Consider the following 24,778-nt stretch of genomic DNA (forward strand, 5'->3'; position numbering starts at 1 on the left):
ATACGTAAAGAAAGACGGAATAGAGATTTGATCATTAAACAGCATTGAATCGCTGTATCGGAATAAGTTTGATTTCGTCCTTGCTTGCCTTGTGGTTGTGCATACCATTGCGTCTTAGGATCAAACCAGATTGAAATATTTCCTCGCTTGATTAAAGCTTGGTTATACGAGGACCAATTGGTTGTACGATAGATTTTAGGTGTAGGCTTCTTCATCTGGAAATTATATTACTGAAGAAGCCTTCAAGAATAGCTTTGTGCAACAAAGCCGGTCTGATGACAAAATTACTGAAGATATTGATATCTCTTGGAAGCTTCAGATGGACCATTGGGATATTCAATATATTCCTCAAGCACTTTGTTATATCTATATGCCTGAAACTTTTAAAGGCCTTTGGAAGCAGCGTTTACGCTGGGCACAAGGTGGGGTAGAAGTCTTATTGGAATATATTCCAAAAATGTTCAAAATCCGTTTACGCCGTATGTGGCCAGTTATGCTTGAAGCTTTAGTCAGTATTGTCTGGTCGTATGTAATGATATTTATTTTCTTGCTTTTCTTAATCGGACTTTTTATTGATTTACCTCAGCAGTGGCAGATTAATTCACTCATGCCCCAATGGTATGGCGTGATATTGGGTGGAACATGCCTCATCCAATTTTTAGTAAGTTTATGGATAGATCATCGTTATGACCGTGGACGTCTTTTTAGAAATTATTTTTGGGTAATTTGGTATCCATTATTTTTCTGGTTACTGACGTTATTTACTAGTGTAGTTGCAGTCCCTAAAACTATATTTAATACCAAAAAGCGTGCTCGTTGGGTAAGTCCTGACCGAGGCTTTCGAGGAGATAACTCATGAAAAATAAAGAAAATAATGACATAGAAATTTTAGATATTCCAGAATATATTGATCAGCCTAAATATGTAAAAAATAAAACCGCAAACTATACTTTGCAAACAGTAGGTTGGTTTTGTTTAATGTGGCTGTTTTTCCCACTGGTTTCATTATTTTTATGGTTTTATGAAGGGCATCTCATCTATGACTATGTATGGGTAGATCATATTTCTGAGGTCAATACAGTCCTCCATTTACTTCTTTTAATATCCGTAAGTGCTTTGGTCTTGATTTTATGGGCGAGTTATAACTGGCTTAGATTTCATGGTGATGATCGCCGCAGCAAAGCTCCGAATAGTCCTGTTGAGTTATTGGCTTCACAATTTATGGTCAGTACCGAGTCATTATCAGAGTTACAAAAGTCTCAGCGCATCATCTTACATTATGATGATCAGGGGTATTTAACTCGATATGATTTGAAATGAGTAAAAAAAGCATGGTCTATCAACCATGCTTTTTTTTTATTTTTAAGGTGTAGTTCTAATAATGATATCTACAGGGCGTTGAGTACCATCCATACTATAAATGGCTGTAGCGGTAACTTTTACAATTGGCCAAGTTTGTAGTTTGCAATTTGGTCTTTGCAGCGCAGCATAGTAGCTATCAGATTTAAAAAATGTTTTATTGGCTTTTGCCGTATTAGGTGTCAAAAGACGTTTGAGCCATGTTTCATTGACTTGAGTTTCAAGAAAACGTAGAGCTAAGATACTTTTTACACGATTGTTAAATAACCTCCTATTTTTAGCAATAAGCGGGTGGGTAATGAGACGGTGTATGCCGATCTGACTATGAGGCAAAATAAAATGCGGCGTAATTTGAAATACAGTTACAAATTTTGCTTGTTGGCAGATTTTTTCTAAGTGCGTTACCGTTTCCTGATCTGTTCCAATAATCGCTACATTTAAATTTGAAAAATCATTTTCTTTAATTGTATTTGATAAAAGAATTTGACCAGTAAAGGCGTCAAAATCCTGAACTGCATTTTGAAAAGTAGTTGATTTGGCAACATTATTTTTAAGTTCAATACTCATTTTCCAAAAGTCCTTTTGGTTTTCATTTATGATGATTTTTTATCGTTTTAATATAAATAACCAAGCAAGAGGGCTGGGTAAAGTATTTTCAGATAGGTGGCTATCTCATGCCTGCTATAGACTCAAGCATGAGATATTCAGAGTATGTTCTAGTTGGCTGATTTTAGTTGCATTAATCGAGTAAAGCTCTCTAAACGTTTATTAGTATCATAGACATCACAAGTAAAAATAAACTCATCGACTTCATAAGTAGCTAAAAGCTTTTCTAAGCCTGAGCGTACTGTTTCAGTTGAGCCGATTTGGGCCATCGTATAGAAATTTTCAACAGAAAGCTGTTCTGCTGTGTTCCATAGACCCTGCATCGATGTAACTGGCGGTTTAAGTTTTAAACTTTCACCACGGATTAATCCTAATACACGTTGATAGGCACTTGTTGCCAAGAACTGAGCTTCTTCATCTGTATTTGCAACCACAACAGGTACACCCATTGAAACATAAGGCTTGTCTAAATATTCAGAAGGTTCGAAATTTTCACGATAAAGCTCAATCGCTTGACCAAGCATACGTGGTGCAAAATGCGATGCAAATGAGTAGGGCAATCCTAGTCTCGCAGCCAACTGGGCACTAAATAAGCTTGAACCTAATAACCAGACTGGTACATGAGTATTTTGTCCAGGAGTTGCAACAATTCTTTGGCCGGGTTGAGGCGCTTTAAAATATTGCAAAATCTCAACAACATCTCTAGGAAACTGATCTTCCGTTTCCTGATGCCCGCGACGTAAGGCACGCATAGTGACCTGATCTGTGCCGGGGGCACGGCCTAAACCTAACTCAATACGATTTGGATATAAGGTTGCTAACGTACCGAATTGTTCTGCTACTACTAAGGGTGCATGGTTTGGTAGCATGATACCACCTGAACCTAAACGAATGCGCTGGGTATGAGCCGCGATAAAACCAAGTAAAACAGCTGTTGCTGAACTCGCAATTCCATCCATATTATGATGTTCTGCAAGCCAAAAACGGTCATAACCTAATTTTTCTGCATGTTGGGCGAGCTCTAATGCATGACGTAATGAAAACTCGATTGTTTTATCATCACGTATGGGAGCAAGTTCCAAAATTGAAAATTTGGTGTCTTGAAGTGATCGCATGCGATATTCTCAAAAAACGTTATATCGAAATAATACGATATAAATGGGGTGATGTATATCGGTTTTTTTCGATATAAATTTCACTCCCAAATAAAAAAGCACCGCCAGGGTGCTTTTTAATATCTGTGTACCAATTAGTGGTGTTTATACCAACCACGGTGTAAGCCATTATCATGACGATAGTAAGCGCGATCATTGTAATAGCGGCGGTCATCACGATCATAACGACGATCATAACGTTCATCATAGTTACGATCTTGGCCAACTTTACGACCTAAAGCAGAACCACCAGCTGCACCCACTGCTGCACCGATGTATCCACCATTTGTACCACCCATGTTTTTACCAACGGTATAACCAGCGCCGCCACCTAAAGCACCACCAATTGCCGCTTCTGTACGGTTACGACGGTCACTTGCAGCAGCTGCACCACCAGCACCACCTAAAGCAGCACCAATTGTTGCGCCCGATGTACCACCGATACTTTTACCAATTGCAGTACCTACTACACTACCTAGAGCAGAAGTTGCCGCTACACGGGTACCATTATCTGCATGTGCAACTGACACCATAGAGGTTGTTGCGATTAATGCACTTGCTAACCAAATATTCATTTTCATTTTGGAACTCCATGCTCATTTTGCTAAAGAGCAATCTTTATATCTTGAGCTAAATGTAATTAAAAATTTCGTGAAAATTATGGAGAAGGCTCATGCTGATACGATAGTTTTGTGTCTGCTTTGTATTGTTTCTATTAAGATGTGAATAAATCATGAGCACGGCATATGCGTTTGGCAAAAGGGTAATCATAAAAAAACACCCGAAGGTGTTTTTAAATTAATTACATCACTAAAATTAGTGGTGATGACGGTGTTTTTTCTTCCAGTGTTTAGAAGATCGATCATAATCACGGTCTTTAGCAATTTTATTACCTAAAGCACCACCACCTGCAGCACCTAACGCAGCACCGATATAACCGCCATTTGTACCACCCATGCTTTTACCAACAGTATAGCCAGCACCACCGCCTAAACCACCGCCAATTGCAGATTCTGTACGGTGACGACGATCACTTGCAACTGCTGCACCACCAGCACCACCTAAAGCAGCACCAATTGTTGCACCAGATGTACCACCCATGCTTTTACCAATAGCAGTACCAGCAACACTACCTAAAGCAGAAGCAGCTGCTACATGAGTTGTATTGTCTGCATGTGCTACAGTCATCATAGAAGTAGCCAAAACAGCACTACATAATAAAGCATTTAATTTCATCATTTACTCCATGTCCCAAGTTACAGGACCTTATATCTTTCGTTACAGCAAATGTAACAAAACACTTCTCTTCAAATGTGGAGAACCATCATCCTATTATTAGAGTTTAGTGTCTTCTTTGTATGTTTTCTATTAAAATAGAATATCTAATATCCATATAGAAAAAAGTGATTCTCATTTCACATTCTTAAGTATATTTACAATGAGTTGAACATAAAAAATCAATAAAAGCTCTTGTGGCAGAAGACATATGTTTATGTTGCGCATACAGTAAAGAAAAGGGACGGGTATGACCTGCGTATGTTTCAAGTAGAGGTTCTAATTTTCCTTGTTGAATTTTTTCATTAACGATAAATTCGTAACTCTGGCATATTCCTAAACCATTTTCAGCAAGAGATACTACTCCTAGAATATCTTCTTTTACTAAAATTCGATTTGTCGGTATCCACTGAATTTCCTGATCTATATCTTTAAAGAACCACGGAGTGACCTTACCATTACTCGGTAGCTCAAAGGCGATGCATTGATGATGATTTAATTCATCCAAGTTTTTGGGAATACCCATGCGTTTCAAATAAGAAGGTGAGGCAACAAGTTTTAAAGGTGCGTGCTCTAAAGGCCTAGCAATAAGGGTGCTGTTAGGTAGTTGTCCTTGACGAATAGCTAAGTCAAAACCTTCAGCAATTAAATCAACGTTACGATTAGAAATACTGACTTCAATTTGAATATCAGGATATTGCAGAAGAAATTTTTCTAATAAAGGGGGTAAACGATAATGCCCATAAGTGGTAGGAACACTTATTTTAATTTTTCCAGAAATTTGTAGTTGTTCACCTTGAACCAAGCGTTCTGCATGGTCAATTAACTGAAAAGCATGTTGCATTTTTTCATAGTAAAGTTGACCAGCTTCAGTCAGGCTTAAATGGCGTGTGGTTCTTCTAAAAAGCTGTATACCGAGTTTTTTCTCGAGTCTTGTAATTGTTCTACTAACGACCGAAGGTGTAGTAGATAAATCAATTGCAGCAGCACTAATTGAAAGCTTCTCAGCCACAATTAAAAAGATTTCGACATCGGCAAGATGATCAAATTGACGAGACATTTTGTCCTCAAACGCAAAAAAGATTTGCAAACTTAGTTGTTTTTCTACCTTTGGGGTAAAAATAGAATATATACATCCTAGTTATAAATCCAGCAAATGCTTGGAATGAAGGTTAAATAATGAAGATGTTGAATCAAATAATGTTTGCAGTGATTACAGCTTCGGCAGCATTAAGTGTAAATGCAGCTCATGTACTCGTTGTATTGTCAGATGAAGATCAGCTAGAGCTAAAAAATAATCATGTTTTTAAAACGGGATTTTATCTTAATGAATTGATGCAGCCTACAAAAATGCTTTTAGATGCGGGGCACACCGTAACGTTTGCCACCCCAAAAGGGAAAGCTCCAACGTTAGATGAATCTTCAAATAGTGCAATGTACTTTAACCAAGATGAAAAAGTATTAAAACAATATGCTGGTTTATTACATGATCTAAAGTTAACTTCACCTAAAGACTCTCCAGTTGTAAGTCTGGCGCGTATTGAGCAAATTGGTATAGATCAATTTGATGCCATATATATTCCGGGTGGGCATGCGCCTATGCAAGACCTGTTAAAAGATAAACAGCTTGGTAAAGTTCTTAACGCTTTTCATAATGCAGGAAAGCCTACAGCCTTGGTTTGTCATGGGCCTATAGCTCTGATGTCAACTTTACCTCATGCTGCGGAAGCTATTAAGCAACTTGAACAAGGTAGAGCAGTCAAAACTGGAGAATGGATTTATAAAAACTACCGGATGACGGTAATTAGCAATCAAGAAGAAGAGCAAGCGAAGGGCTTATTAAAAGGCGGTGAAATGAAGTTCTATCCGCAAACTGCTTTAGAGTCACTGGGTGCGAAATATCAAAGCAATACGAAAGCTTGGTCGCCAAATGTAGTGGTGGATCGTGAGCTTATTACTGGACAAAATCCAGCTTCGGCTGTTCTTGTCGGTAAAACTTTATTAGAAAAATTAAAATAACTATAAACGATAAAGAGGCTTTATAAATAAAGTCTCTTTTATTATATGGATTTAAAAAAGCGAGTTATTTGTTTTCAATAAAAGAAAATCTTAGATTGATGAATAAATCTCCTCTGGAATCATTAGATTTATTCATCCTTATGGCTTTGGAAAGTTAACGATTTAAAGGATTACATATGTCATTTAATCGGCATAAACTGTAAACTATGCGCTATTTTTATGATTTGGCTTATCTTCTTATATTTATCTAGATAAGTTTTTTGGACTTTTGAGATATTTCCTCTTATGAAAGCGTCACTCCGTTTACGTCTTGATCAACTCTGTGATCGTCATGAAGAACTTACCGCATTGCTTGCAGATGCAGAAGTGATTTCCGATAACAAACGTTTCCGTAAACTGTCTCGTGAACATAGTGATTTAACTGAAATTACCGAAGTTTGGGGCAAATACCGTCAAGCAGAAGAAGATATTGAAACTGCTGAAATGATGAAGTCGGACCCCGACTTTAAAGATATGGCAGAAGAAGAAATTCAAGCAAATAAAGCATTGCTTGAAGAATTAGAAAGCCAGCTCAATATTTTGATGATTCCAAAAGATCCAAATGACTCTAATGCTGCGTATTTAGAAATTCGTGCAGGGACAGGCGGTGATGAAGCTGCAATTTTCTCAGGCGATTTGTTCCGCATGTACAGCAAGTATGCAGAGACACAAGGTTGGCGTATTGAAGTCCTTTCTGAAAATGAAGGCGAGCATGGCGGCTTTAAAGAAGTCATTTGCCGTGTAGATGGTGATGGCGTGTATGGCCGCTTAAAGTTTGAAAGTGGCGCGCATCGTGTACAACGTGTGCCAGCAACTGAATCACAAGGTCGTGTGCATACATCGGCTTTTTCAGTGGGAAATTCTGCCCGAAATTGACGTTGATACTAATGTTGAAATTAATCCGGCAGATTTACGTATTGATACTTACCGTGCGTCAGGTGCGGGTGGTCAGCACATTAACAAAACCGATTCGGCAGTACGTATTACTCACATTCCAACGGGTACAGTCGTTGAGTGCCAAGAAGAACGTTCACAGCATAAGAACAAAGCTAAAGCGATGGCATTGTTAGTATCACGTTTAGAAAATGCTAAACGTGCAGCGGCTGATGCAGCGACTTCTGAAATGCGCCGTGATTTGGTCGGTTCTGGCGACCGTTCTGAACGTATCCGTACTTATAACTACCCACAAGGGCGTATGACGGATCACCGTATTAACCTAACTTTATATAAGTTAGATGCCATTATGGAAGGTGATTTAACTGAATTGCTCGATAGCTTACATCGTGAATATCAGGCAGATCAGCTCGCGATGCTTGCACAGGAAAATGGCGGCTAATGAATATTGCTCAAGCGCTTGCAATTCGTGGTGAGCCTGACAGTTATGAACGACAAGAAAATGCTTGGTTGCTTGAGCATTTTCTAAAAATCAATTCACTCGAATTAAAGTTCAGACTTGAGCAAGAGTTAACGGCTCAGCAAGAGCAAGACTACTTGGCTGGTCTTGAGCGTATTCAAAATGGTGAACCTTTAGCCTATGTGACAGGTTCACAGCCATTTTGGACGCTTGATTTAAAAGTAACGTCAGATACTTTAGTACCACGACCTGATACTGAGGTTTTAGTTGAAACTATTTTAAATCTAAATTTGCCAAAGAATGCAAACATTGTTGATTTGGGAACGGGGACAGGTGCAATTGCACTTGCATTAGCGAGTGAGCGCCCAGATTGGCAGATAACAGCAACCGATATTTATGCGCCTACTTTAGATGTCGCAAAAGAAAATGCACAAGCTCATAATTTGCAACGTGTAAAATTCGCTTGCGGTGCTTGGTTTGAAGCACTAGAGCCACAAAAATTTGATTTAATCGTTTCTAATCCGCCGTATATCGACCCTGAAGATGAACACATGCGAGCTTTGGCTACAGAACCACGCCGTGCATTGGTTGCAGACCATCAGGGACTAGCTGATATTGAAATTATTATTGCTCAAGGGAAAAACTGGTTAAAACCACAAGGCTGGATTGCATTAGAGCATGGTTATGACCAAGGGCAAGCTGTTCGAGATATTTTCACAGAGCATGGTTTTAGCCAAATTAAAACTATTCAAGACTATGGCCAAAATGATCGAGTCACTTTGGCATGCTGGATTTAAAATTACTTTTGTAGTGTATCCCGCCAACGTAATAACCAATTTTCGATAAATTTCATTAAGGTATCGGTTACTTTACCCAGTAGGGCTAATAAAATAATTGCAATGATAACAATATCAGGTCGAGATGTTTCTCGGCCATCACTGAGTAAATAGCCAATTCCTTGAGTGGCTGCAATCAGTTCAGCTGCAATCATAAACATCCACGATAAGCTTAAGCTGTTACGTAAACCCGTTAAAATGCCCGGAGATGCTGCCGGTAAAACAATAGATAAAACACGTTGAAAAGCATTGAGCCGATAAACTTTTCCAACTTCAATGAGCTTTTTATCTACATTATGAATTGCTGCAACTGTGTTGGTATAGGTTGGAAAAAATGCTCCGATTGCAATAAGCGTAATTTTTGACCCTTCGTCAATTCCTAACCAAAGCAATAACAGTGGAATCCAAGCAAGACTTGGGATCGACTTAATTGCTGAAAAGGTCGGTTCTAAATATGCTTCTGCCTCTTTACTTAATCCAACCCAAATCGCAAAAATTAAACCTAAACCACTTCCTATGATAAAGCCGAATAGAACACGCCATGTACTAATATAAATATGGGCAAATAGGTCGCTATGAGCTAAATCTAAAAAAGATTGCCATAAACTCGAAGGTGCAGGGAGCAGATAAGCATTGATATAGCCATTTCTGACTAAAAACTCACAACCCACTAAAAAAATGAGTGGAATGAGTAGCGCTTTAAACCACCGTGTAAATTTATGGTTTAGATGCTTTTTCTGAGATTTTAAAGCCTGCTGAGCTAAGAAATGATTTAGCTCAGCTTTGTTAAATGAATCACTCATAAACTATTTCACGACTTTTTGAGCAAAACGTGGGTCTAACAACTGATCAACCACTTGATTGACATTCGTACCTTTTCTGACTAAGTCTTCTTCAGTCAAAATTTTCCCAGAACGTTTTAGTGCTTGTGCTTGAGTTGCTGATGGGATGCTTTGATCAAATTTGGTTCGGCTCAGTTGTAGTTTAGCCACAGGTAGAGGGAGTTTTGATTCTTGAGCTAAAAGTGCTGCTACTTTATCTGGATTGGCTTTTGCCCATTTTCGGGCTTGTTCGTAGGCTTTAATAACGGCTGCTACCGCTTCAGGGCTTTGCTTTGCAAAGTCTTCTTTCACGCTAAGCACGCTATAACTATTAAATGCTACATTACGATAAAGTAATTTCGCGCCCGATTGAATTTGAGCTGAAGCCATTAATGGATCAAGCCCCGCCCAAGCATCTACTTGGCCACGTTCTAATGCGGTTTTACCATCTGGATGTTGTAAATGGACCAGTTGTACATCGCGTTTACTCAAACCGACAGTATCTAGTGCTTGTAGTGTAAATAAGAAAGGATCTGTTCCTTTGGTAGCTGCAATTTTCTTACCTTTTAAATCTTTTAGGCTTTTAATTGGTGAATTTTTTGCGACAACAAGCGCGGTCCATTCCGGTTGGCTTTGTACATAAACCGTTTTAATTGGACTACCATTTGCTCGACTTAATACAGCAGCTAATCCAGCAGTAGAAGCAAAATCGATACTATTACTGTTGAGATATTCTAATGAGCGGTTACTACCTTGACTAAAAACCCATTTAATTTGGGTATTGGGTAGTGCTTTTTCGAGAAGTTTTTGATCTTTGACCACTAAACTAGTTGGTGCGTAGTAAGCGTAATCAAGTTTAAGTGTAGTCGGAATTGCTGCAAAAGTAGATGAAGCAAATACGAACCCCAATGTTGATGCCAACAAAGTCTTCGGTAGAGAAAATTTTGATTTTAAAGACATGATAAAAATAGAACCGAAATAAAATAATGGATCATCCTTTCATGTGTTTAGTGGCTTACAAACTTAGTTATTTTGATTTGTAAATCAGTTTGAAAGATAAAAGTTTAGATAAAATTATAAGTTAATGTTTTATAGGCATTATTAAGTTTTAAATAATGCGTTATATGAAATATTCAATTTAAAAGACATAAATATCATAAGCTTAAGTTTTAAAACTTAAAGCTTCGTTGGATGCATATGCTATTGCTTGTGCGTAGTTAAATTATCTCGATACGCACCTGGGCTAACACCTGTCCATTTTTTAAAGGCACGGTGAAAAGCACTTGGGTCGTGGAAATTTAAGTCTTCACTAATGTCTTGTATTGAATCATTACTTTTGCTTAAGCGTTCAATCGCAATATCACAACGAATTTCATTTTTAATTTGTTGATAACTTACCCCTTCATGTTTGAGGCGACGTTGAACAGTAGCTTCCGAAATATTGAGTTGCTGTGCTACATCTTTGAGTTCGGGCCATTGGGCTGGGTGAAGCTTTAATAAATGACGACGAATAAGAACGCTCAAGGCATTTTCATTTTTAAAGCGAACTAACAGATTTTGCGGAGTTTGTTTTAAAAAATCATAAAGCGATTTTTTATCTTTTTTAATTTTAATATCTAAGTAGTGGGCATCAAACTCAACCTGATTTACTTCGGCATTAAATTTTATATCTTCACAAAAACGGACGAGATAATCTTGAATATCATTCGGTTTTGGACAACGTACTGCAATACTGTTTAAGCCAATTCGCTGATCTATCAGCCAACACATGAGTCCATGTACTAACATTAAAAAGGTTGCGTAGGTAAACATACGTTTGGGTTGGTCATGATCACGAATGACCAAATAAGCTTTTTCTTGTTCTCGAATTAACTCTCCACGCATATCATCTAAAACAAAGTTAAAAAACTTCAAAATATCATAGAGAGCCTTTTCTAAAGTTTCAGCCGTACTGACGAGTTTTGTAAGTAATTTATAGCTACCACGACGCATAGGGTGGCTATCCATACCAAAAAATTCATCATTCATGGCATTGGCAAGTTCAATCCATAATTTTGCATACGTTGCTACCGGAACACGCGCTTTAGGTGTCATGAGTAATTCTGTAGGAATACCTGCTTTATTCAGAATAATTTGAATATTTAGCCCTTTGGCATAAGCCGCACTTAATGCTTCATGTACCAGTGCAATCGAAATTGTTCCTTTACTTAAAGAAGATTGGACAACCATGTCAAAGACTCATTTTTTACGTATTTCAAGTGAAATATTTCATATTCAAAATTTGGATTGATCAAAAGCTGCAAGCATTTTGAGGTTTTTTGAAATTGTATCGGAAAAAAACAACTTTTACTCTCACTACTAAGGTTAAAGAACATTTCTATAGGGCATTACATAATGAAAATTCAAGGAAAACATTTCGTGATTACAGGTGGCGGCTCTGGTTTAGGAGCTGCAACTGCTGAGTATTTGGTAAAGCAAGGCGCCTCAGTCACGTTGGTTGACATGAATGTAGAAGCAGGTGAGCAGCAGGCGAAACAGTTAGGGCCAAAAGCTGACTTTGTAAAACTTGATGTAACCGATGAAGTTGCTGCTGAACAGTTCTTTAAAGATGTGTTGGTTAAACATGGATATTTGCATGGTTTGGTGAACTGTGCAGGTATTGGCCCTTCTGCGAAAGTAGTTGGCCGTGAGGGCGTTCATGACTTAGGGTTATTTGCAAAGACTTTAAATATTAATGTCACAGGTACATTTAACATGCTGCGTTTTGCAGCAGATGCAATGAGTAAAAATACAGTTGAAGCAGGTGAAGAGGACCGCGGTGTCATTGTGAACACTGCTTCTGTTGCGGCATTTGACGGACAAATTGGACAAGCAGCTTATTCTGCATCAAAAGGCGCTATTGTGGCGATGACTTTACCAATTGCTCGTGAGCTTGCGCGACATGCCATTCGTATTATGACTATTGCACCGGGAATCATGGAAACTCCAATGCTTAAGGGTATGCCACAAAATGTACAAGATGCTTTGGGCCAAATGGTGCCGTATCCATCGCGTTTAGGAAAGCCAGAAGAGTTTGCTCGTTTGGTTGCTCATATTGCTGAAAATTCCTATTTAAATGGTGAAGTTATTCGTTTAGATGGTGCAATTCGTATGGCAGCAAAATAATAAAAATAAGGATGTTGAAATGATTCTAAATGCTGAACAAAGCATGGTTCAGGAGATGATGCGTAACTATGCGCAAAATCAGTTAAAACCAACAGCTGCACATCGCGATAAGACCCATGAATTTCCGGCTCAGGAGTTAAAAGATTTAGGTGCACTAGGCGCTATGGGAATGACTGTGCCCGATGAGTGGGGCGGTGCCGGAATGGACTATGTTTCTTTGGTGCTTGCGATTGAAGAAATTGCCGCAGGCGATGGTGCTATTTCGACAATCGTAAGTGTTCAAAACTCTTTGATTTGCGGTATTACATTGGCATACGGTTCAGAGCAGCAAAAACAAACCTATTTGCCAAAATTTGCCTCTGGCGAATGGCTGGGATGCTTTTGTTTAACTGAGCCACATGTCGGTTCCGATGCAAGCGCGATTTTATGTAAAGCCGAGCGAGATGGCGACCATTGGGTACTCAATGGCGTAAAGCAATTTATTACCAGTGGTAAAAATGCTCAAGTAGCTTTGGTATTTGCGGTTACAGATAAACAGGCTGGCAAAAAAGGCATTTCGTGCTTTCTTGTACCGACCAATACACAAGGCTACTTGGTGACTCGTATTGAAGACAAAATGGGTCAACATGCTTCGGACACCGCAACCATTACGTTAGAGGACTGCCGGATTCCTTTAGAAAATTTGGTGGGCCAAGAGGGAGAGGGTTATAAAATTGCGCTATCTAATTTAGCGGCCGGTCGTATTGGTATTGCGGCTCAGTCTGTCGGTATGGCAAGAGCTGCTTTTGATGCAGCCGTGCAATACGCAAATGAACGTAAGGCCTTTGGTGTAGAGCTGGTTCAGCATCAGGCGGTTGGTTTTCGCTTAGCAGATATGGCAACCCAGATTGAAGCGGCACATCAGCTGGTTTTACATGCTGCGACTTTAAAAGATGCAGAGCTACCTTGTTTAAAAGAAGCCTCAATGGCGAAACTCTTTGCATCAACTATGGCTGAGCGAGTGTGTTCGGATGCAATCCAGATTCATGGCGGTTATGGATACGTCAGTGATTTCCCTGTTGAGAGAATTTATCGGGATGTTCGTGTAAGCCAGATTTATGAAGGTGCTTCTGATATTCAACGTTTAGTGATTGCTCGTGAGGTGGCTCAAGTTTAGATCATAAAGTATTGAGTTTTTAAACATAAAACTGCAAGAAGCCGCACATTATGTGCGGTTTCTTGCAATTGAAATGATGCATTTTTGCTATTAGTTTTGTTTGAAATAGATGGAAAAGTTGAAGAAATATTCTTCGAGCTTTAGCTAAAACAATAACAGTCAGGACAGATTTTGTGACCTTACACAAAATTAAACATCAAACGGAATGAAGGTGAGCATCATGAAAACTTTGGCAGAAGCTTATCAGCAATTTGATCTTGCACAACTCATTGAAGAGCAACTTGTTGGGCACCCCCAAGCAATAAATGCTTATGTTGAGTGCTGTGAGCGTTATGTAGGAAAAAATAAAACAGCGCTCATTTGGGAAGGAAAAAACGGACAGGCAGAGCACTATACGTTTGAACAACTTGCTGAGCTTTCTGGAAAACTTGCTAATTTCTTTAAAGCACAAGGAGTTCAAGCTGGAGATTGTATTGCAGGGCTTTTACCAAGAACGCCTGAGTTATTAATTACAATTTTGGCAGCGTGGCGTATAGGTGCTATTTATCAGCCTTTATTTACTGCCTTTGAAGCAAAATCAATTGATCACCGTATTACGAGTGCTCAAACTAAATTGATTGTGACCAATGATGAACAACGACCTAAACTGAATACTTTAAATATTCCGGTTATTGTCACTGTTCATCAGACTGGTCCTTTGTCTGAACATGACTTCGATTTTTGGAAATCCTTACAACGCTATTCTGAGCAATGTGAATCAGTTAGTCGTAGCTTTGATGATGACTTTTTAATGATGTTCACCTCAGGCACAACTGGACTTGCTAAGTCTGTACCCGTTCCACTAAAAGCAATTTTGGCATTTAAAGGTTATATGACTCATGCTGTCGATTTGCGTGAAGAGGATATGTTCTGGAATTTGGCAGATCCGGGCTGGGCGTATGGTTTGTATTATGGCATTACCGGGCCTTTAAGCTTGGGTCATGGCATTATTATGGATGAGCGTTCATTTAATGTAGATCAGGCAATAAAATTAATTAAAAAATATAAAGTAAGTAATTTAACTGGTTCGCCTACAGCATTTCGTATGTTCTTTGGGTTTAAGGAAAAATTTGACCCTTCAATTAAACAACATTTACGCGTAGTGAGTAGTGCGGGTGAGCCATTAACACCTGAGGTTGTGAACTGGTTTAAACAGGATTTAGAGGTCAATATTTTTGATCAATATGGACAAACTGAACTCGGCATGGTGATTGCGAACCATCATGCGCTTGAGCACCCATTAAAAGTAGGTTCAGCCGGTTTTGCAATTCCTGGGCATCGTTTTGCGGTGTTAGACCAAAATTATCAAGAATTACCAACAGGTGGTGTTGGTATTTTGGCGATGGACTCGGAGCAATCGCCATTAATGTGGTTTAAAGGCTATGGTGGCAATAATCGCAAAGCCTTTGTCGGCAAATATTATTTAACTGGTGACACGGTCACTTTAAACGAACATGGCGGCATTAATTTTGTTGGTCGTGCTGACGATGTCATTACAACATCGGGCTATAGAGTTGGACCATTCGATGTTGAAAGTACTTTATTAGAGTGTGAGGCGGTATTAGAGTCAGCAGTAATTGGTAAGCCAGATCCGGAACGAACCGAAATAGTCAAAGCTTTTGTGGTACTTAAGCCTGCTTATCAAGCGTGTGAAACATTAAAAGATAAGTTACAGCAATATGTTCGTAACCGTTTATCTCGTCATGCTTATCCAAAAGAAATTGAGTTTGTGGACAGCCTACCGAAAACCACGAGCGGAAAAATTCAAAGAGGATTGTTGAAGCAGCAAGAAATTGCAAAAATGCAGCAAGCCTACGCGAGCTAAATTGAGCAAAGGGAAATATTTAAATATTTCCCTTTAATTTTTATATTAGAGGTCGGCTTTCACTTCTTCACCAATTAAATAAAACGTTCCACCAGCAATATAGTGCAGGCTACGAAGTTCTTTTGGTGCATCCTGAAAATGCCAGTGCCCATCTCTAAAAACGCGACTATCTGCCCACGCACCCACAACAGAGCCAATAAATAAATCATGAGCTGACTGATTATGCGGTTCAGGAATAAGTTTACAAACCAGCCATGCGATACAACCTGATACAAGCGGACTGGTCACATCTTTTTGATAAAATAGTTCAACTCCGCAGTGCTCAAGTTTTTGTGGGTCATCCAACTTACTAATGGTACCAAGTTGTTTGGTCATATTGAGCTGGGCATAGCAAGGAACTTGTAGTGTGAAATAACCACTTTGCTCGACAAGCTGTCGGGTTTTAGTGCTTTTATCTAAAACTACAGACACTTTGGCAGGTTTAAACTCTAATGCACATGCCCATGCGGCAGCCATTACATTGCGGTCGTCACCATGTTGTGCAGAAACCAGCACAGTTGGACCATGATTTAATAAACGATAAGCTTTTTCTAACTCTACTGGTGCAATATATGATTGGGACATATTTAGCCTAAGTAATACAGAAAATGGATTGTTCTATTGTTGCAGAAAGCGTGTGAGAAGTAATGTAATGGGGAGTTAACTGAATAAAAAAGTTGTTTCCATTTTATAGCTTTCCTAATGACGAACTTAGTCATAAAATCACTTGGCTTCTAAATGAAAGGATTAACGTGTGACCGAGCTTCAAGATATCGATTTTGTAGAGTTAAGTGATGAAGAAATGCATCTCTATAGCCGTCAGATTTTACTTGATGGATGGGATATTGAAGCTCAGGAAAAACTCAAACTTGCCAATGTACTGATTGTTGGTGCTGGTGGTATAGGTTGTAGCAGTGCAGAGCTACTCGCACGAGCAGGGGTTGGAAAAATTACACTCATTGATGCCGATACCATTGAGATAAGTAATTTACAGCGTCAAATTGCATTTGGTCATGAAGATATTGGTCGTTATAAAGCTGAAGTTTTAGCAAAACGGTTACAGAAAATTAACCCTTATATCTGTGTTGAATACTTTAATGAACGTTTAGACGAAAATAACATTGATAGACTTGTTGAACACCAAGATGTAGTGCTGGATGGTTGTGATAACTTTACAACTCGCTATTTAGTGAATAGTGCTTGTAAAAAGCATCAGGTCGCATTAATTAGTGCTTCTGCAATTGGCTTTCAGGCGCAAATGTTTATGGTTGAAGGTGATTCAGCTTGTTATGAATGTTTATTTCCAAAAGAACAGCATGACAACGAAGGCCTTCGTTGTGCAGAGTCAGGAGTGCTTGCAACTACTCCTGTGATGATAGCGTCATTACAAGCACATCACACTTTGTTATATTTAGGGCTTAATCGCACTCCTCTGAAACAAAAATTGTTACTTTGGGATGGATTAAATATGACACAACGTATTGTTAATTTTGATAAAGATATAAATTGTCCACTTTGTCAGGCAAGCTAATCAGCAAACAAAGCAAAATTTGCTACACTTGAGACGAATATTCTGGTTCTAAAGAAATATGAAAAAAAATATTTTATTTGATGGATTGCGCTCAGTTGCCCGTATCGGTGAAACCGCAGTGGTTGCGGCTAAAGCTGGTATTAAGTACGCAACTGATAAGCCAAGTAATGCCAAACTCATGCGTGAGACTTTTGAGTCGCTTGGCTCAACATATATTAAGCTTGGTCAGTTTATCGCGAGTACACCATCGCTATTCCCACGTGAATATGTAGAAGAATTTCAAGGTTGTTTAGATCAGACACCAACTCTGCCATTTAGTTATATTCAAGGCGTACTTGCTTCTGAATTTGAAGGACGAGATTTAAGCCAGATTTTTAGCTATATCGATAAAAAGCCTTTAGCTTCTGCATCAATTGCTCAGGTTCATGCAGCTAAACTGACTACAGGTGAAGATGTCGTTATAAAAGTTCAAAAACCTGGTGTAGAAACTATTTTATACACTGACTTAAACGTGGTGCATTGGGCAGCCAAACTACTTGAACGTGCAGTACCTAAAATCAAGTTTGCTGCTCTTTCTGACATTGTTGATGAAATTAAAACTCGTATGGTGCGTGAAGTCGATTTCATTGAGGAAGCCCAGAACTTAGATGACTTTGTGGAATATTTAAATATTTCACAAAACCACGCTGCGACAGCACCTAAAGTTTATCATCAGTTTTCTACGCGCCGTGTTTTGACCATGCAGCGTTTATACGGTGTGTCTTTAACAGACTTTAGTGTCGTGAAACAATATGCTAAAGATCCGTCACAAGTACTGATTACTGCCATGAATACATGGTTTGGCAGTCTTATGCTCTGTAAGAGTTTCCACGCTGACTTACATGCTGGAAACCTAATGTTGCTTGAAGATGGCCGAATTGGTTTTATCGATTTCGGTATTGTGGGTCAGTTAAAGCCAGAAGTCTGGACAGCATGTATCGCGTTTATGGATGCTTTGCAAAAGACTGATTATCAGGCTATGGCTGAAAATATGCTGAAAATGGGCATGACCCATAATAAGGTCGATGTTCAGGTTTTAGCCCAAGATTTAGAGCGTTTGTTTAATGGCGTCTTAATGGCCGATCCACAGCAAATTCTGTCTACCAATCCAGCCGATTTAAACGACATTATGATGGATATGGTGGGTGTAGGTGAGCGCCACGGTATTAAATTCCCTCGAGATTTTGCCTTGTTATTTAAGCAAATGCTTTATTTCGATCGTTTTATGCGCGTACTCGCACCATATACTGATATTTATGCAGACCAACGTTTGAAAATGGTTCAAAATATGGAACCTGCTTCGTTGTTAAAGCACTAAGGTCAGTTTAAATTTATGGATGCCATTATTATTGAAGGCTTGAAGGTTGAGACAGTGATTGGCTGTTTCAACTGGGAAAGACAAATCATTCAACCTTTAATGTTGGATTTAACCATCCATAATGATTTGAGCCGAGCTGCAGCATCTGACAAACTTGAGGACACACTCAACTATGCCCAGATTTGTGAGTTATCGGCTCAAACTATTCAGCAAGCCAAACCTGAGTTAATCGAGCACGCAGCTCATCTAGTTTTGCAATGTTTATTTGAAACCTTTCCAACAATTGAAAAAATTACCATAACCATCCGTAAGCCAGCCATCATTGCAGAAGCTAATGCTGTAGGAATTCGTCTTGAACGCACCAGAAACAATTTTTGCACTCGCCCTAGCGAGTAATTTAGACGCAGATCAGCACTTTACTTTTGCTTATACGCAATTAGCAACTTTGGGGAAAGTGCAGTTTTCATCTGTTTATCAAATTCCATGCCGAGATGGTATTGGAGATGATTACTGGAATTCAGCGTGTCTATTACGAAGCACCTTATCATCTGAACAAGTTGAATCTTTTTTAAAGAAACTTGAGTCAGATTCTGGACGTGTTCGACCATCGCATCATATTTCTTTAGATGTAGATTTGATTGCATGGGGAAGTGATCTGGACCATATGCAATTTAATTCTAAAAAATTACCTTTGGCGCTCGATGTAAAAATTCCTTTATATGAACTTTGGCATTGTGAAAAACTAAAGGCTGATAGTACGCTTTACCCAGTTGTTAATTTTAAATTTTAAGGTCTTTCAAACTAAAATTTACGCAAAATTTACGCGGCCTTTGAGTTCCTCAATAGAGAATTTACGAGCATTTTATCCATACTGAAATCCACTAAATTAGTGTTACTTCAGGACAATAAAGATGCTTATAAATTCTCAAATGCGCATCTTGCATCAGTCTGGCATAGCCTTATGCGGACTCAAAAAAAGTGATATTTCTTCATCTCTCCTTATTTCCATTTTGGCAAATCAAGCCAAGGGGTATAGAGGAGAATAGCCATGTTAGAACTTATCCTTGTTTTATTTATTGCTATTTTTTTAGCATGGTGCCTTAGCAAATATCTATCCCAAGTAATGGCAAATCAGCCGATGGTTGGTGATGGATTATTTCGTTGGATTGAAAATCCTGTATATCGCTTGTTAGGTATATCTCCACAACAACAAATGAACTGGAAACAATATTCTTTAGCATTTGTTGTTAGCTGTATTTTTTTAGCTGTAGCCGTTTTTGCTATTTTTATGACGCAAGCATGGCTGCCATTAAACCCAAATCATGCACCAAATATGAGTTGGGATTTAGCATTACACACAGTTATTTCATTTTTAACCAACACCAACCAACAGCATTATTCTGGTCAAGCTCAACTGTCTTATTTGTCGCAAATGACAGGTATTGTAGGTTTGCAAGTCATCACACCAATGATGGGATTAGCTTTAGTTGTTGCGACCTTAAGAGCTTTCTTTTATCAACGTCCAAGCCATATTGCAGCGGATGTTGCTGAACAGCCAGATCAAATTTTAATTGGTAACTATTGGGCAGATGTAATACGCCCTACAGTCCGTTTCTTGCTTCCTCTTTGTTTTGTTTGGTCATTGTTGCTTAACAGCCAAGGCGTGCCAGCAACTTTTCAGGGTGGACCCGAAGTACAGCTTATTGATAAAGCAAATACCGTACAAACCCAAAAAATTCCATTAGGTCCAGTTGCACCCATGGTTGCTGTTAAGCAATTGGGTAGTAACGGTGGTGGCTGGTATGGTCCAAATAGTTCTGTACCTTTAGAAAATCCAACGCCGCTATCTAATTTATTAGAAATGATTGCGATTCTACTCATTCCAATTACAGTCGTTTTTATGGTGGGACACTTTACTCGACGTAAAAAATTTGCCTACTTTGTGTTTGGTAGCATGCTTTTAATGTCAGTTATTTCAGGTGCAGCAGCTGTCTGGTCTGAAAGTATGTCATCGACCGCATCTCAAATTGCAGTAATGGAAGGTAAAGAGCAACGATTTGGACCCGCAGCATCGGCAGTATGGGCTGCGCTGACTACACAAGTGAATAATGGTTCGGTCAATATGATGCACGATTCTTCTGCGCCACTTACGGGGCTGGTTGAACTCATTAACATGTTGATTAATGCTATTTGGGGTGGTGTGGGCTGTGGTCTGCAACAGTTTATGATTTATCTGTTACTTGCAGTATTTATTGCAGGCTTAATGACAGGTCGTACACCTGAATTGTTTGGACGCAAAATTGAAGCAGCAGAGATCAAGTTACTTGCGATTATTATCTTAATTCAGCCTCTTATTATTCTGGCTTTTACAGCCTTGAGTCTTAGTATTCCGGGATTATCAGGTATCACAAACCCTGGACCACACGGTATTAGCCAAGTGTTTTATGAATATGTTTCTGCTTTTGCAAACAATGGTTCAGGTTTTGAAGGCCTTGGAGACAATACGGTATGGTGGAATGTCACTTGTAGCATTGCACTTCTTTTAGGACGTTTCCCGACATTAATTTTGCCATTAATGATTGCGACACGTTTAGCAGCAAAAAGAAAAGCACCCGAAACAACAGGTAGCCTTCAGGTTGAAACGCCAACCTTTGCCTTAACGCTGATTACGATTGTTGTATTGCTTACCTTATTACAATTTATGCCAGTTCTTGTCCTTGGGCCAATTGCCGATCAACTTTTGTTGGTTAAAGGCTAAGGAGGCGAGTGAAAATGAATACACAAACTCATGTAAATAGCCATAAAACGACTGTGGCAGTACCAAGTTTTGAAGTTTGGAAAAATGCTTTTGTAAAATTGCTACCACAGCATGCAATTAAAAACCCTGTCATGGCAATTGTATGGCTTGGAACCGTAATCACTGCTCTAAGTACCTTAATGGGATATGCCACACTGGTGTTTGGTTTGGTTGTCACAGCAATTTTGTTTATTACGATTTTATTTGCTAACTATGCTGAAGCGGTTGCAGAGGCTAGAGGTCGTGGACAGGCATCTTCATTACGTGCAGCAAGAGAAAACTTGACTGCTCGAAAACTTAATTCTTTGACAGACCGTCAAACCACTCAAATTGCAGCCACCGAACTTCATTTAAATGATTTTATTGAAGTACATGCAGGTGAGCTTGTTCCAGCCGACGGTGAGATTGTAGAAGGCTTTGCCACCATTAATGAATCGGCTGTTACAGGTGAGTCAGCACCTGTGCTACGTGAAGCTGGAACAGACCGTTCTGGTGTTATTGGCGGTACTAAAGTTCTTACAGATCGTATTGTTGTGCAAGTGACTGCGGAATCTGGTCAAAGCTTCTTGGACCGTATGATTGCTTTGGTTGAAGGTTCAAATCGTCAAAAAACACCGAATGAGATTGCACTTGGCTTCTTGTTAATGGTGATGACACTTACATTTTTAATTGTGGTGATTAGCCTACCATTTATTGCTCATTATTTGCATATTGAACTTGATCCGGTTGTACTCGTAGCATTGTTAGTCTGCTTAATTCCAACAACCATTGGTGGCTTGTTACCTGCGATTGGTATTGCAGGTATGAACCGCGCACTCAAAGCCAATGTTTTGGCAAAATCAGGTAAAGCGGTAGAAGTTGCGGGTGACATTGATGTACTTTTACTCGATAAAACAGGAACCATTACATATGGTGACCGTCAAGCGACTTCTTTTTATCCTTTAACCTCGGTAACCGAGTCTGAATTAAGAGCTGCTGCTTGGGTAAGCTCACTTGCTGACCCGACACCAGAAGGCAAGTCGATTGTTAAGTTAGCAAAAGAACAGGGTTTAAAACAGCAAGAACCTGAGCAAGCCGAATTTATCTCTTTTAGTGCTTCGACTCGAATTTCTGGTGTGAATTTACCGAATGGTGAGCAAATTCGTAAAGGTGCTTTAGATGCAATCTTGAAATTTGTAGATGAAGATTATTCTCAAGATCTAGAATTAAAAGCACGTGTTGAACAAGTTGCTAAAAAAGGTGCAACACCATTGGTTGTCGCAAATCAACATCATGTATTAGGTGTGATTGAACTCTCAGATGTGATTAAACACGGTATTAAAGAACGTTTTGCACGCTTAAGAGAAATGGGTATTAAAACTGTCATGGTTACAGGTGATAACCCATTAACTGCTGCCGCGATTGCTGCTGAAGCGGGTGTAGATGACTATATTGCCGAAGCAAAACCAGAAGACAAATTGGCTTGTATTCGCACCGAACAACAACAAGGTCGTTTAGTTGCAATGGTTGGTGACGAAACCAACGATGCCCCAGCATTGGCAAAAGCCGATATTGGTTTGGCTATGAACTCAGGTACACAAGCTGCTAAAGAGGCCGGCAATATGGTTGATTTAGACTCTGACCCAACCAAACTACTCGCTGTGGTCGAGATTGGGAAACAGCAGTTGATTACCCGCGGTGCTTTAACAACATTTTCGTTAGCAAACGACGTCTCTAAATACTTTGCCATCTTGCCTGCATTGTTCGCTGCTGCGATTCCACAAATGCAAGTATTGAATGTAATGCACTTAGCAAGTCCAAGCAGCGCGATTTTATCGGCATTAATTTTTAACGCGATTATTATTCCGTTATTAATTCCAATCGCACTCCGAGGCGTGAAATTTAAACCTTCAACTGCAACTCAGTTACTACGCCGAAATATGTTGATTTATGGCGTGGGTGGTGTGGTTCTACCATTCATTGCCATCAAAGCGATTGATGTTGTGATTGTTCAATTATTTGGTTTGTAATCTGGAGTTTGAAATGAAAACTTATGCACAAAATTCAGAAGCAAATTTGGATCAGACCTTAAGAGCATCTTTCGGACTTCTAATTTTTACCCTTGTCGGTTGTGGTGCTGTGTATAGTGCGATCGCTACAGGTGCGGGACAGGTGTTATTTAACAATCAAGCAAATGGTAGTTTGATCGAAATAAACCATAAGGTTCTAGGGTCAAAATTAGTCGCTCAGCCATTTGTTGGAGAGGCTTATTTTCATCCACGTCCTTCAGCGGTTGCTTATGACCCAATGTCTATGGGGGCCACAAACTTAGCCCTTACCAATCCAGAGCTTCAAAAACAAATTGATGCTCAGATTCTTGCGGTTAAACAACAAGACCACACAGGTAATGTCCCTATTCCAAGTGATTTAGTGACTAAATCGGGTAGTGGTATCGACCCGCATATTAGCCCAGAATCTGCTCAAATACAGGTTGCTCGAGTGGCTCAAGCGCGTCATTTAGACCCTAAAGTTGTAGAAGAGTTACTTCAAAAGCATATTGAACCAGTTCAGTTTGGTGTACTAGGGCAAGCTCGTGTTAATGTATTAGAACTCAATATCGCTTTAGATCAATTACAATCTACACATTAACTTGAAAATAAAATTGTTAGTTTACCGGATGATATCAAGTGCAAAGCAATCGCGAAAATCAGGCTGAAGCCTTATTAAATCATGTCAACAGATATCAAGCCGGTCGACTAACGGTCTTTCTCGGTGCAGCGCCCGGTGTCGGCAAAACCTATGCTATGCTTGCCCGCGCTAAAGAGTTATATCAACAGGGCACAGATGTTGTTGTGGGTATTGTTGAAACCCACGGAAGAATAGAAACTCTAAAAATTTTGGAAGGCTTGCCTCAAATTGCTAGAAAGGAAATGCAATATCAGGGGCATACTTTAGAAGAAATGGACTTGGATGCTATTTTACTCAGGCATCCGGAAATTGTTTTAGTTGATGAGTTGGCTCATCGCAATATACCAAATAGTCGCCATGAACGACGGTGGCAAGATGTCAATGAATTGCTAGACGCTGGTATTGATGTATTTACCACCATGAATATTCAGCATTTAGAAAGCTTAAATGATGTGGTGCATCAGATTACGGGCATTCGAGTAAATGAAACTGTGCCAGATCGTGTATTTGATCGTATTCGAGATATTCGTTTAATTGATTTACCTGTTAGTGAACTCATTGAAAGGCTCCATCAAGGAAAAGTTTATGTGCCAGAGCAAGCGAATCTGGCATTACAAGGCTTTTTTAGCATTTCAAATTTAACTGCATTGCGTGAACTGGCAATGCAATGCGTTGCTGAGCATGTCGATTTAGATTTAAAACAGAGTTATACCTCTAAAGGCTTGAAGTCTATCTCGCT

23 protein-coding genes and 3 pseudogenes are annotated in these 24,778 nt (G+C 39.3%); 16 read left to right on the forward strand and 10 right to left on the reverse strand.

From position 1 onward, the window contains the following. Positions 1 to 215 (reverse strand): transposase (locus J671_RS21560; protein ID WP_031983404.1); only part of this gene is annotated, 215 nt, incomplete at its 3' end. A gap of 56 nt (positions 216 to 271) precedes the next feature. Between J671_RS21560 and J671_RS21565 the strand changes: the two are divergent. Both J671_RS21565 and pgaD read left to right on the forward strand, forming a co-directional pair. Beyond that, positions 272 to 859: pseudogene (locus J671_RS21565) on the forward strand (glycosyltransferase family 2 protein); the annotation flags it as partial. Continuing rightward, complete coding sequence (gene pgaD, locus J671_RS21570; RefSeq protein ID WP_031983407.1) at positions 856 to 1,320, forward strand: poly-beta-1,6-N-acetyl-D-glucosamine biosynthesis protein PgaD; 465 nt, start codon at positions 856 to 858, stop codon at positions 1,318 to 1,320. The pseudogene J671_RS21565 and the gene pgaD, both read left to right, overlap by 4 nt. A gap of 42 nt (positions 1,321 to 1,362) precedes the next feature. Here the strand turns inward: pgaD and J671_RS21575 are convergent, their stop codons facing one another. From J671_RS21575 to J671_RS21595, 5 genes are all read right to left on the reverse strand, one after another. Continuing rightward, positions 1,363 to 1,926, reverse strand: coding sequence for a hypothetical protein (locus J671_RS21575; RefSeq protein WP_004886460.1), 564 nt, complete (start codon positions 1,924 to 1,926; stop codon positions 1,363 to 1,365). Positions 1,927 to 2,075: 149 nt separating this feature from the next. Beyond that, positions 2,076 to 3,080 (reverse strand): LLM class flavin-dependent oxidoreductase, encoded by a 1,005-nt coding sequence (locus J671_RS21580; protein WP_031983409.1) that lies wholly within the window; start codon positions 3,078 to 3,080, stop codon positions 2,076 to 2,078. A gap of 134 nt (positions 3,081 to 3,214) precedes the next feature. Beyond that, the gene (locus J671_RS21585; RefSeq protein ID WP_031983410.1) at positions 3,215 to 3,700 is read right to left on the reverse strand and encodes a hypothetical protein; all 486 of its coding nucleotides are present in this window, start codon (positions 3,698 to 3,700) and stop codon (positions 3,215 to 3,217) included. Between the two features lie 235 nt (positions 3,701 to 3,935). After that, a complete protein-coding gene (locus J671_RS21590; protein ID WP_004708063.1) occupies positions 3,936 to 4,355 on the reverse strand; it encodes a hypothetical protein in 420 nt (139 codons plus the stop codon). Positions 4,356 to 4,542: 187 nt separating this feature from the next. Further along, positions 4,543 to 5,454, reverse strand: coding sequence for a LysR family transcriptional regulator (locus tag J671_RS21595; protein ID WP_031983411.1), 912 nt, complete (start codon positions 5,452 to 5,454; stop codon positions 4,543 to 4,545). A 119-nt stretch (positions 5,455 to 5,573) separates the two neighbouring features. Between J671_RS21595 and J671_RS21600 the strand changes: the two genes are divergently transcribed. From J671_RS21600 to prmC, 3 genes and pseudogenes are all read left to right on the forward strand, one after another. Continuing rightward, positions 5,574 to 6,413 (forward strand): type 1 glutamine amidotransferase domain-containing protein, encoded by an 840-nt coding sequence (locus J671_RS21600; RefSeq protein ID WP_031983412.1) that lies wholly within the window; start codon positions 5,574 to 5,576, stop codon positions 6,411 to 6,413. Positions 6,414 to 6,698: 285 nt separating this feature from the next. Next, positions 6,699 to 7,788 (forward strand): annotated as a pseudogene (prfA, locus tag J671_RS21605) (peptide chain release factor 1). Continuing rightward, complete coding sequence (prmC, locus tag J671_RS21610) at positions 7,788 to 8,603, forward strand: peptide chain release factor N(5)-glutamine methyltransferase (RefSeq protein ID WP_031983418.1); 816 nt, start codon at positions 7,788 to 7,790, stop codon at positions 8,601 to 8,603. Before prfA ends, prmC begins: the two are co-directional and overlap by 1 nt. Positions 8,604 to 8,605: 2 nt before the next feature. On the opposite strand, the gene J671_RS21615 is transcribed toward prmC, so the two are convergent. The 3 genes from J671_RS21615 to J671_RS21625 form a co-directional block, all read right to left on the reverse strand. Continuing rightward, complete coding sequence (locus tag J671_RS21615) at positions 8,606 to 9,445, reverse strand: ABC transporter permease (protein WP_031983421.1); 840 nt, start codon at positions 9,443 to 9,445, stop codon at positions 8,606 to 8,608. Positions 9,446 to 9,448: 3 nt separating this feature from the next. After that, positions 9,449 to 10,423, reverse strand: coding sequence for an aliphatic sulfonate ABC transporter substrate-binding protein (locus J671_RS21620; protein ID WP_031983422.1), 975 nt, complete (start codon positions 10,421 to 10,423; stop codon positions 9,449 to 9,451). Between the two features lie 240 nt (positions 10,424 to 10,663). Beyond that, on the reverse strand, positions 10,664 to 11,692 hold the full coding sequence (locus tag J671_RS21625) for an AraC family transcriptional regulator (RefSeq protein WP_031983423.1): 1,029 nt from the start codon (positions 11,690 to 11,692) through the stop codon (positions 10,664 to 10,666). Positions 11,693 to 11,857: 165 nt separating this feature from the next. On the opposite strand from J671_RS21625, the gene J671_RS21630 reads away from it, so the two are divergent. The 3 genes from J671_RS21630 to J671_RS21640 all read left to right on the forward strand — a co-directional run bounded on the left by J671_RS21630 (position 11,858) and on the right by J671_RS21640 (position 15,648). Beyond that, on the forward strand, positions 11,858 to 12,628 hold the full coding sequence (locus tag J671_RS21630) for a 3-hydroxyacyl-CoA dehydrogenase (protein WP_031983424.1): 771 nt from the start codon (positions 11,858 to 11,860) through the stop codon (positions 12,626 to 12,628). 19 nt (positions 12,629 to 12,647) lie between these two features. Next, on the forward strand, positions 12,648 to 13,784 hold the full coding sequence (locus J671_RS21635) for an acyl-CoA dehydrogenase family protein (RefSeq protein ID WP_031983427.1): 1,137 nt from the start codon (positions 12,648 to 12,650) through the stop codon (positions 13,782 to 13,784). Between the two features lie 220 nt (positions 13,785 to 14,004). Beyond that, positions 14,005 to 15,648, forward strand: coding sequence for an AMP-binding protein (locus tag J671_RS21640; RefSeq protein ID WP_031983429.1), 1,644 nt, complete (start codon positions 14,005 to 14,007; stop codon positions 15,646 to 15,648). A 45-nt stretch (positions 15,649 to 15,693) separates the two neighbouring features. On the opposite strand, the gene J671_RS21645 is transcribed toward J671_RS21640, so the two are convergent. Then, a complete protein-coding gene (locus tag J671_RS21645; RefSeq protein ID WP_031983430.1) occupies positions 15,694 to 16,272 on the reverse strand; it encodes a flavin reductase family protein in 579 nt (192 codons plus the stop codon). A gap of 169 nt (positions 16,273 to 16,441) precedes the next feature. Between J671_RS21645 and J671_RS21650 the strand changes: the two genes are divergently transcribed. From J671_RS21650 to J671_RS21685, 8 genes and pseudogenes are all read left to right on the forward strand, one after another. Further along, a complete protein-coding gene (locus J671_RS21650; protein ID WP_031983431.1) occupies positions 16,442 to 17,218 on the forward strand; it encodes a HesA/MoeB/ThiF family protein in 777 nt (258 codons plus the stop codon). Between the two features lie 58 nt (positions 17,219 to 17,276). Then, a complete protein-coding gene (locus J671_RS21655; RefSeq protein WP_031983432.1) occupies positions 17,277 to 18,575 on the forward strand; it encodes an ABC1 kinase family protein in 1,299 nt (432 codons plus the stop codon). A gap of 15 nt (positions 18,576 to 18,590) precedes the next feature. After that, complete coding sequence (gene folB / locus J671_RS21660; RefSeq protein ID WP_004700874.1) at positions 18,591 to 18,971, forward strand: dihydroneopterin aldolase; 381 nt, start codon at positions 18,591 to 18,593, stop codon at positions 18,969 to 18,971. After that, on the forward strand, positions 18,928 to 19,365 hold the full coding sequence (locus tag J671_RS21665; RefSeq protein ID WP_019458328.1) for a 2-amino-4-hydroxy-6-hydroxymethyldihydropteridine diphosphokinase: 438 nt from the start codon (positions 18,928 to 18,930) through the stop codon (positions 19,363 to 19,365). The genes folB and J671_RS21665 overlap by 44 nt, the downstream gene beginning before the upstream one ends. Before the next feature lie 258 nt (positions 19,366 to 19,623). Continuing rightward, positions 19,624 to 21,333 carry a potassium-transporting ATPase subunit KdpA gene (gene kdpA, locus J671_RS21670; RefSeq protein WP_031983434.1) on the forward strand — a complete coding sequence of 570 codons (1,710 nt, stop codon included), beginning with the start codon at positions 19,624 to 19,626 and terminating at the stop codon, positions 21,331 to 21,333. Between the two features lie 8 nt (positions 21,334 to 21,341). Next, the gene (kdpB, locus tag J671_RS21675) at positions 21,342 to 23,381 is read left to right on the forward strand and encodes a potassium-transporting ATPase subunit KdpB (RefSeq protein ID WP_155765204.1); all 2,040 of its coding nucleotides are present in this window, start codon (positions 21,342 to 21,344) and stop codon (positions 23,379 to 23,381) included. A 13-nt stretch (positions 23,382 to 23,394) separates the two neighbouring features. Then, complete coding sequence (gene kdpC / locus J671_RS21680; RefSeq protein ID WP_031982576.1) at positions 23,395 to 24,000, forward strand: potassium-transporting ATPase subunit KdpC; 606 nt, start codon at positions 23,395 to 23,397, stop codon at positions 23,998 to 24,000. A gap of 38 nt (positions 24,001 to 24,038) precedes the next feature. Continuing rightward, a pseudogene (locus tag J671_RS21685) lies at positions 24,039 to 24,778 on the forward strand (histidine kinase); the annotation flags it as partial.

It is taken from the genome of Acinetobacter sp. 1130196, from assembly GCF_000588095.1.
Taxonomy (GTDB): domain Bacteria; phylum Pseudomonadota; class Gammaproteobacteria; order Pseudomonadales; family Moraxellaceae; genus Acinetobacter; species Acinetobacter nosocomialis.